This is a genomic window from Clostridium sp. SGI.024, assembly GCF_050315195.1.
GTDB lineage: Bacteria > Bacillota > Clostridia > Clostridiales > Clostridiaceae > Clostridium.
This window is the reverse complement of the sequence record NZ_JBNPON010000085.1, coordinates 1-10,101: the sequence shown is the minus strand read 5'-3', so window position 1 is coordinate 10,101 and position 10,101 is coordinate 1. Positions and strand designations below refer to the sequence as shown.

The following is a 10,101-nucleotide window of genomic DNA, read 5'->3' as shown; positions in this document are numbered from 1 at the left end:
AAAATTTTTAAACTATATCTTTAATTTCATCATCTAAAACTATTGTCATTATACTGCTACCCTTACCTGCTCTATTTTGAAGTTTAATTTCATCTACAGAAATTTCTTTTTTATCTTTATTCTTACTTATTAAAGTTATTGTATCATTAGATGTTATTGCTAATTCAGGTATAGAATTATAATTAGTATTTCCTATTAATCTTCCATAAATAACTTCATCACCTTCTTTTAGACTGATACCAGTAACACCTGAAGCTATTTTCCCCATTGGATTTATATTATTTGATAAAAATTTAATTCCCATTCCTTTTTTAGTTATTATTATCATCTCAACATCATTTTCGTTATATTTTTCTATAGAAATTAATTCATCATTATCATATTTAAACTTATAAGAAGGTTGCAATAAATAATTTCCTTCAAATTCTTTTAGGGCAGTCTTTTTTACCATACCTCTCTTAGTAAAGAAGTATATATATTCATTCTCATTATAAGAATTAATTGACATTAATTTTATAACCTTTTCGCCTTTTTCTAAATTATCAATTATCGTATTTAAAGGAATTTCTCCCTTCTCTACTCCTGATAACATAAATGCTGGAACCTTAAATACCTTAGCCATATTAGTGAATAATAATATATCACTTAAGGAATTAGTGTTCACCTTTAAATCATCATTCTTCTTAATTGTATTAAAGGCCTTAATATTATTTTTTGAAGTTATACCAATATTGAAATCTAAAAACTCTATTTTTTCTATATAATCTACCTTTATAATTTTATCCTTTGAAGATAAATTAAACATAGGTGTTGGTAATATATTTCTTGGAGAATCTTCTATTCTAGGAATTTCAAGATTAAAGCTTAATCCTTCTTTAGTTTCAAATTGGATAAATTCTTTTCTTTCCTCTTCATCTAATATAGTTACATTTATAACTTCTTCCGCATCTTTTAATTTTAGAGCTTGAAGTTTTGAATAATTAGTTTGGAATTTATCTAAGGAGCTTTTCTTAATTCCACCCTTTGATGTTATAAATTGAATATACTTATTAGGCATAAAGCTAGCTATTGATGTTGCATAAATTATGTTTTCTTCCTCTAAATTAAGTGATTTTATAGTACTATCTATTTTTTCACCCTTATCTTTCCACTTAGCTTCTGTAATATTTATCCCCTTGGTTTGATACATATTCCCCTTGTTGGTAAATAGAACTACATTTTCAGTAGTATTTGAATTAAATAAGAATTTTAATTCATCACCTTCTCTATAATCTATATCATCAGGATTAGCATTTAATCTATTATATGTCTTTAATGGAACTCTCTTAATAAAGCCATCTTTTGATAAAGTAATCATTACATCTTCTACAACTATAAGTTCTTCAACATCTATCTTAGCTTCACTATCATCTCTTATTATTTCTGTTTTTCTTTTAGAGCCATACTTTTCTGACACTTCATTTAATTCATTTTTAACTACCCTTAATAGTTCCTTTTCTTCAGATAGAATCTTCTTAAGCCTTTTAATTGTTTTTTCAAGTTCAGCATATTCCTTTTGGAATACCTTTATTTCAAGTCCTGTTAACCTATATAACATTAATTCTAATATTGCTTCTGCTTGTAATTCTGTGAATCCATAATTATTTATAAGATTAATTCCTGCATCTTTTTTAGATTTTGATTCCCTTATAGTTTTAATGATTTCATCTAATATATCTATAGCTTTAATAAATCCTTCAACTATATGGAATCTTTTTTCTGCAATTTCTAATTCTCTTTTAGTTCTTCTTGTAACTATTTCTTTTTGATGATTAACATAATGCATTATTATAGTTTTAAGTCCCATAGTTTGAGGCTTACCATCAGCTAATGCAACCATATTAAAACTTAAGTTACATTGAAGATCAGTTCTTTTGAATAAATATTTTAATACTTTATCAGCAACTTCTTCATCTGCAGCTTTTCTTAATTCTATAACAGATCTTATACCACTTCTGTCAGATTCATCTCTTATATCTACTATTGATTCTAAAGCTTTAGAATGCTTTTTATCTCCTGTCATTTCTGATATAGTTTGTAAAAGTCTTGCCTTGTTTCTTCTAAAAGGGAATTCTGTAATAACTATGCCAAATCTTCCATTATCAAGTTTTTCAATAGAAGTCTTAGCTCTTAATGTTACTTTACCTTCACCAGTTTCATAAGCTGATAAAAGTGATTTTTCTCCTATAAGTATTCCACCTGTTGGTAAATCAGGCCCCTTTACATAGTTCATTAATTCTTTAGTAGTTATTTCATTATTGTCTATATATGCTAAAACACCTTCAATAACTTCTTTTAAATTATGTGGTGGTATATTGGTTGCAAGACCTACAGCTATTCCAAAAGTTCCATTTACTAATAGATTAGGATATCTACTTGGTAATACCTTCGGCTCTAATTCGCTATCTGAATAGTTTGGTACCATATCTACAGTATCTTTATCTATATCTCTTAACATTTCCATAGCAATAGGAGCTAATCTTGCTTCTGTATATCTCATAGCCGCTGCACCATCACCATCCATTGATCCCCAGTTACCATGTCCATCTATTAAAATTTCTTTTGTAGAAAAGTTTTGTGCCATAATAACCATTGCATCGTAAACGGAAGTGTCACCATGTGGATGATACTTACCTAATATATCTCCAACTATTCTTGCAGATTTATAATAAGGTTTGTCTGGAAAAGCTTTTAATTGATAAGCTCCATATAATATCCTTCTGTGAACTGGTTTAAGTCCATCTCTAACATCAGGTAAAGCTCTATCCTTTGCAACTTCAATAGCGTAAGGTAAAAAGTTATCAGGCATAGCTTCTTCTAAAAGAATAGGAATAATATTATTATCCCTTGGAATTTCATTAACTTTCTTCGCCATATTAATTCTCCATTCTATTACTAAAATTCTCCATACTTATAAATATAAGCTTTTCTAGGTTCAACTATATCACCCATCAATAATGAAACCATCTTTTCTGCTTTTGCTGCATCTTCTATAGTAACTTGAAGAAGGGTTCTAGTTTCTGGATTTAATGTAGTTTCCCATAATTGATCAGGATTCATTTCACCAAGTCCTTTATATCTTTGTATTAGGGCACCTTTACCTATTTCCTTTTTAACACTTTCAAGTTCTTCATCGCTATATGCATACTTATGAACTTCTTTACCTTTAACTGTTTTATATACCTTATATAATGGCGGTTGGGCTAAATAAAGATGTCCATTAGCAATTAGTGGTCTCATATATCTATAAACATAAGTCATCCATAAAGTTCTTATATGATATCCATCAACATCAGCATCACTCATTATTATAATCTTATCATATTTTAAATCTTCTTCTTTATAATTATCTAGAGTACCTGTACCTAAAGCGGTATTAAATATTTTTAATTCTTCAGAAGCTAATACATTTTCAAGCTTTTGCTTTTCTGTATTCATTATCTTACCCTTTGATGGCATAATAGTTTGGAATCTCCTATCTCTGGCTTGTTTTGCAGAGCCACCAGCTGAATCTCCCTCAACTACTATAAATTCATTAACTTTGTTATCCTTTAATGTACAAACCGCAACTTTCCCTGCAAGAGGTGCTGCTCCTTTTCCTATTTTTTTCTTTTCTGCTTCATTGATTTTCTTAATTTTTTCTCTTCTTTGTGCAGCTTGTAGAGCATTATTTATTATCATACTAGCTACTTCTTTATTATCTTCTATCCATTCACTAAACTTAATATAAGTTAATTCATTCATCATTGTATATGCTTCAGCAGAACCAAGTTTAGTTTTTGTTTGCCCTTCAAAGATAGGATTAGTGATTTTTATTCTTACTATAGCAGTCATACCTTCTCTTAAATCATCGCCTTCAAATTCCTTATCCTTTTCCTTTAAAAGTCCAAGCTTTTTAGCACCTTCTTTAAAGGCTCTTGTCATCCCAGTCTTAAAACCTGTTTCGTGAGTTCCAGCTTCAGTTGTAGGTATATTATTTACATAACTTGCTATGTTTTCAGTTGTGGAATCTGTAAATTGAATACATACTTCTCCAAACATTTGAATATTATTTACTGTTTTTTCGCCTTCAAAATAAATAGGTGTTTGATGAAGGGCAGTTTTACTTTCATTTAAGTATTCTATAAAATCTAAAAGTCCTCTTTCAGAATAATATTCTTTTCTAAACTCTTCATCTTTTCTTAAATCTATTAATTCTAAATGAATTCCTTTATTTTGAAAGGCTAACTCTTGTAGTCTTTCATCAATCATATCAACCTTAAAATCAATAGTTGAAAAAACCTCTTTATCTGGCATAAAAGTTACCTTTGTACCAGTTTCTTTACTTTTTCCTATTATATCCAGTTTAGTAACTGGAGTACCAGGCATTATCTTCTTTAGTTCCTTATCATAAGCATATTCAAACCTTTGCTTATATACATTTCCATTTTGATATACTTCTACTTCAAGCCAAGAAGATAAAGCATTAACTACTGCAGCTCCTACTCCATGTAATCCACCAGAAGTTTTATAATTTTTATTATTGAACTTTCCCCCAGTATGAAGTTCAGTAAATACCATTTCTACTCCTGATTTCTTTTTTGTTGGATGAATTCCTGTTGGAATTCCTCTTCCATTATCTCTTATTGTTATACTTTTATCTTTATTTATTATAATAGTGGCCTTGTTACCATAGCCATTAGAAATTTCATCTATAGAGTTGTCTAAAATCTCCCATATACAATGATGTAAACCCTTTGTTCCTGTTGAACCAATATACATCCCCGGTCTTACTCTAACTGGTTCTAATTTTTCTAAGGAAGTTAAATCTGTAACATCATATCCCTTAACTAAATCTGTACTCATACAAACCTCCAAAATAATTTTTCATATATATAATATTCTTTTCCATTAGTTTAACCATACATGTTTTTTATAATCTTTTTAATTCTATCATAATTAAACCACAAATAAAAATATAAATCTTTCTCCTTCAAAAGTCAAACTAATGTTCGATACCATTACAAATGTACCTACAAAATACCATATAATAAAAGGCATAGCTCCTGCTATGCCTCTTAAAATTAAACATCACATATTTCAATGTTTCTTACGTGTTTAGTTGGATTCCATTCTTTATTATTCTTTCTAAGCATTCCTCCTATAGTTATAGGTATCCAAGTCAATGTATATACCCCATATAGTAAAAATCTAAAAAACATTATTAATTTCTTTTTACCTAAGAACAATGCTGTTGCTAATAAAAATGCTACGTTAAATACTAAATCTATAAATAATACTTGAATATAATTATCTACTTGTGTTGCAAATATAGGTAACACAAAAATATTTGATGTATAGAATACTAACATCCAGAATAGTCCAGCTGATATCTTTTTATCTAACTTCATCATTAATGGTGTAATTATAAATTGCATAACACCTATTAATTTAAATGTAAAATCTCCAGTTAAATAACTTATTATAAATATATGACTAGGAACGATACTTTGAATAAAACTTAAAATAGTTGAAAGACCAATCATTAAAGTAAAGAAAGGTTGTATTACGTATAAAGCACAGTCTAAAACAAACCATTTTCTTTCCTTAATACCTTTTTTAAGTAATTTAAAGAAATATCTTGATGCAACATCTGTAAATCCTTGCATCCATCTTCTTCTTTGTACCCAAGATTGCTTTAAGGTTAATGGTTTTTCATCATAAATAATTGCATCATGGGCCCAACCAACTTTCTCATCATTTAATATTAACTTACAACTAAATTCTAAGTCTTCAGTTAAACAAGTTGCTCCCCAACCAAATTTTTTTAATATATCCACATCTATTGCAAATCCTGTTCCACCTATTTGATTAGATAGTCCAACATTTGATCTAGCTAACTGATACATTCTATTTTGAGTCCAAAAAGCTATAGAATAAGAAGATGCTATCCATGAATCATTAGGATTCTTGCTATCTATGTATCCTTGTACAACTTTATACCCTTCTAGCATTTTTGAATTTATTTCTTTACACCAATTCTTTGAAACTAAATTATCTGCATCAAAAATTGCTACTGCATCATATTTTTTCTGCATTTTAAATATTTTATCAAACATCCATTCTAAAGCATATCCCTTACCTTTTTGTTCTTTATTAAATCTTTCATAAACATATACTCCATACTTTCTTGCTATTTTTGCAGTATTGTCAGTACAATTGTCTGCTATAACAAAAATATCAAAAAGTTCTCTAGGGTAATTTTGATTAAGCATACTTTCAATTAATTTACCAATAACTACTTCTTCATTATGTGCTGCAACTATCATTGCAAATTTCTTTGTTGGTGTATAATTTTTATTTTCACTTTTTCTTTTAAATCCAAAGAAAGCTAATATAAAATAATACATCATTAATGCAAATACAACTAATTGAAATATAGCCGTTGTAGCATAAATAACTTTGTCTCCCATTTAATTCACTCCTTTAAATAAAGGGTATTCTTTAAAATACTACATATAATCTCCCTCTAACATCAAATTAAATATTATTCTAATAACAATAAAAAATCAAGTATTCAAATCTTAATTTTTAATTAATATTATCTGTACTATTTCTACACTTATTATTTTCCTACATAAATGCAGATATTATAACTTAATCTTAAATTAATTTAAAAAATAAAAAAAATTAAGAAGTTCTTAATATTAAAATTAATATAAAGAACTTCTTATTATAAACTCAAAATAGGGGTTGCTATTTTTGAGATTTAAACTGTTATACTATTCCTTGAGCCATCATAGCCTCTGCAACTTTTAAAAATCCTGAAATATTAGCTCCCATTAATATATTTCCTGGTTCACCATATTCTTCAGCAGATTTTTTTGAATTTCTATATATATTGATCATAATATTCTTAAGCTTTGCATCAACTTCTTCAAATGTCCATGATAATCTCATACTATTTTGTGACATTTCTAGAGCTGAACAAGCCACTCCTCCTGCATTAGCTGCTTTAGCTGGTCCAAACATTACTCCTGCCTTTTGGAATTCTTCTATAGCATCTAAGTTAGTAGGCATATTAGCACCTTCTGAAACTACTTGTACTCCATTTTTTATTAAATTTCTAGCAGCTTCTATATCTATTTCTCCTTGTGTTGCACAAGGAAGTGCTATATCACACTTTTCTTTCCAAATATTTCTAAATCCTTCTACATATTTAGCAGTAGGAACCTTATCTAAATATTCTTTAATTCTTCCTCTTCTTACTTCTTTGATTTCCTTAACTATGTCTAAATTAATTCCATTTTCGTCATATATATATCCATTGGAATCACTTAAAGCAACTACCTTTGCACCTAATTCTTGAGCTTTTTTACATGCATAGATTGCAACATTACCTGATCCAGAAATAACTACTTTTTTATCTTTAAAACTTGAATTATTGTCATTTAACATTTCTTCAGTAAAGTATACTAAACCATATCCAGTAGCTTCTGTTCTTGTTAAGCTTCCACCATAAGTTAATCCCTTACCAGTTAAAACACCTTGATCGTTGGCATTTCTTATTTTTTTATAATATCCATACATATAACCTATTTCTCTTCCACCAACACCAATATCTCCTGCTGGAACATCAGTATCTAATCCTATGTGTTTACATAATTCAGCCATAAAGCTTTGACAAAATCTCATTACTTCTCTATCTGACTTTCCCTTTGGATCAAAATCAGATCCACCTTTACCGCCACCAATAGGTAGTCCAGTTAATGAATTTTTAAAAATCTGCTCAAAGCCTAAAAACTTTATTATGCTTTGATTTACTGAAGGATGAAATCTTAATCCTCCTTTATATGGTCCTATTGCACTATTAAATTGTACTCTAAAACCTCTATTAACTTGTACTTTTCCTGAATCATCTACCCATGGAACCCTAAAAAATATTTGTCTTTCTGGTTCCACTATTCTTTCTAATATTCCCTCTTCTATGTATTCAGGATGTTTATCGAATACTGGTATAAGGGAATATAGTACCTCTTTAACTGCATTTAAGAATTCAACTTCGCCACCGTTTCTTTTTTCTACTTCATAAATTACCTTGTTAACATACTCTTTTCCTGACACTATTTCCACCTCTTTTTTCATAATATATATATAATACAATAAGATAGAATTTTTTGCTATATTTTTTTAAAATATTCAGAAATTTTATTAATTTAGTAAAATATTATGCTATTTTATATACTTTTCTAAATATTCAACAATAATATTTTTTTAAAAAAGGTAGAAATCTATAACTTCTACCTTTTAATAAATTTAATATTTATTTTCTTCAATTTCACTAATAATTCTATTAATTATCTTTATATTATTAGTCTTACTATTAATATAAATTGGAATAGCAGTTATTAACCCAACAACCGTTCCACATATTATATCCCACATAGTATCATTTAAACTATTATTTTGCGCTGTTAGTCCAAATAAAGAATCTGTTGTGAACTCCCAAATTTCCCATACTCCAGCTGCTGCTGTTGCAAAAAGAATCACAAAGATTGCAGAAGTTAAAGGATTCATTTCTTTCCTTGATATATCATTAGTTAAATATATAAACAATATATAACCTATAATAGCTATTATTGCACCTGATAAAAGATGTAAAAATTTATCATAGTTAGTAATTGAATAAAAGTTCCATACACTAGCTAAGTACATTGATAGAAAAACAAAAGTCATATTTATGTAATAAATAATTCTTGCACCCTTAAGAAAACCTTTTATAAACAATAAATAAACTAATATTATAGTTACAAAAGTTAGACCTATTCTAAATAATTTTTCTCCGTCTCTAGCAAAATAATCATAAATTCCAGTTATAATTAGTATTACTGTAAATATTTCCGCAACTATTAATTCTCTATTACTACGTTTTTCTTTCAAAATAATCACTCCTATAATATAAAAATATTATTACTATATTATATTATAACCTAAATTCAATATATTCTTTTTTTACTTCTTTATTGTTAACTTAATATTAACTAATTAAAGACTTTTTATTAAACAAAATAAAAGATATTAAAGCACCTATAAATAGTCCTCCCAGATGAGCAAAATTATCTATATTAGGTATTGTTATTCCTATTATCACATTTAGCCCTATTGTTTCTAAGATATTCTTTACATATCCTTTACCTATATTTTTTCTTTCTTTAATTCCAAATACAAGCATTGCACCTAAAAGCCCAAAAATAGCACCAGAAGCACCAACAGATATACTATTAGGTTTGAATAAATAGCTAAAAACATTTCCTCCTAAAGCTGATATGAAATATATTATCAAAAACTTTTTACCACCATATACAGCTTCAACTTGTCTCCCAATAATATTAAGTGCACTCATATTAAAAAATATATGAAGAATTCCTCCATGTAAAAAAGCAGCAGTAATTAGCCTATAATACTGACCATGATCAATAAAAACATTAATCTTAGCTCCCATATCTGCTAAAGTATAAATATCTATGTCTATAAAATTTCTAGACTTAATTATTTCAATTAAAAAAATAACTAAATTTATTAAAATAATACTATAAGTAAATTTATATTCTTTTATTCCTTTAGCTTTATTAGTATCAGCCTTTACAATATAATCTATTACTGGAATAAAGGCTTTTGAACCTTCACTACAATAAATAACTTTTTTTTCTTTTAAAGATAAAACTAGTTTGTTGTAATAACCTTCCCCATAATTTATATAATCTCCTGAAGCTAAAACTATTATATTAATTATAAATGGTTTATTTAATATACCTTCTAAATACTCTTTAGCCTCATTATATACTATATTTTCTTCAGAATCCTTAGCAATTACAACAGCAACATAAGCTTTATCAATATCTAATAATGCTAGCCATTTTTCTTTATTATTATAATTACTATAATAATCCTTCATAAAAAATTTCATTTCTTTAGTTAAAATATTAAAAAATACCTTCTCAAACTTCTCCAAGTAGCATCCCCCTCCTTAAAATATTAAGGTGCTTTAACACAATGTAAAATGAATAATGTAAAATTAAAGAA

The 10,101-nt window shown here is 27.6% G+C and carries 6 protein-coding genes; all 6 read right to left on the bottom strand.

Annotated elements, in window-relative coordinates; translation table 11 throughout:
• Positions 1–7 precede the first annotated feature (7 nt).
• Entirely contained in the window at positions 8–2,914 is a 2,907-nt protein-coding gene (locus ACQRD5_RS15645) for a DNA topoisomerase IV subunit A (RefSeq protein ID WP_427747022.1), read from the bottom strand.
• Positions 2,915–2,934: 20 nt separating this feature from the next.
• A complete protein-coding gene (locus ACQRD5_RS15640) occupies positions 2,935–4,884 on the bottom strand; it encodes a DNA gyrase/topoisomerase IV subunit B (protein WP_291627210.1) in 1,950 nt (649 codons plus the stop codon).
• 218 nt (positions 4,885–5,102) lie between these two features.
• Complete coding sequence (locus tag ACQRD5_RS15635) at positions 5,103–6,491, bottom strand: glycosyltransferase family 2 protein (RefSeq protein ID WP_291627212.1); 1,389 nt, start codon at positions 6,489–6,491, stop codon at positions 5,103–5,105.
• A gap of 304 nt (positions 6,492–6,795) precedes the next feature.
• Positions 6,796–8,142: an NADP-specific glutamate dehydrogenase gene (gdhA, locus tag ACQRD5_RS15630; RefSeq protein ID WP_291627242.1), complete on the bottom strand. Its 1,347-nt coding sequence runs from the start codon at positions 8,140–8,142 to the stop codon at positions 6,796–6,798.
• A 192-nt stretch (positions 8,143–8,334) separates the two neighbouring features.
• Positions 8,335–8,958: a hypothetical protein gene (locus tag ACQRD5_RS15625; protein WP_294188324.1), complete on the bottom strand. Its 624-nt coding sequence runs from the start codon at positions 8,956–8,958 to the stop codon at positions 8,335–8,337.
• 97 nt (positions 8,959–9,055) lie between these two features.
• Positions 9,056–10,030: a rhomboid family intramembrane serine protease gene (locus tag ACQRD5_RS15620; protein ID WP_294166833.1), complete on the bottom strand. Its 975-nt coding sequence runs from the start codon at positions 10,028–10,030 to the stop codon at positions 9,056–9,058.
• Positions 10,031–10,101: the final 71 nt, after the last annotated feature.

Bases quoted from the DNA above. Each gene is read 5' to 3' on its own strand.
- ACQRD5_RS15645 (WP_427747022.1), bottom strand. From the start codon at position 2,914: ATGGCGAAGAAAGTTAATGAAATTCCAAGGGATAATAATATTATTCCT.
- ACQRD5_RS15635 (WP_291627212.1), bottom strand. From the start codon at position 6,491: ATGGGAGACAAAGTTATTTATGCTACAACGGCTATATTTCAATTAGTT.
- ACQRD5_RS15640 (WP_291627210.1), bottom strand. From the start codon at position 4,884: ATGAGTACAGATTTAGTTAAGGGATATGATGTTACAGATTTAACTTCC.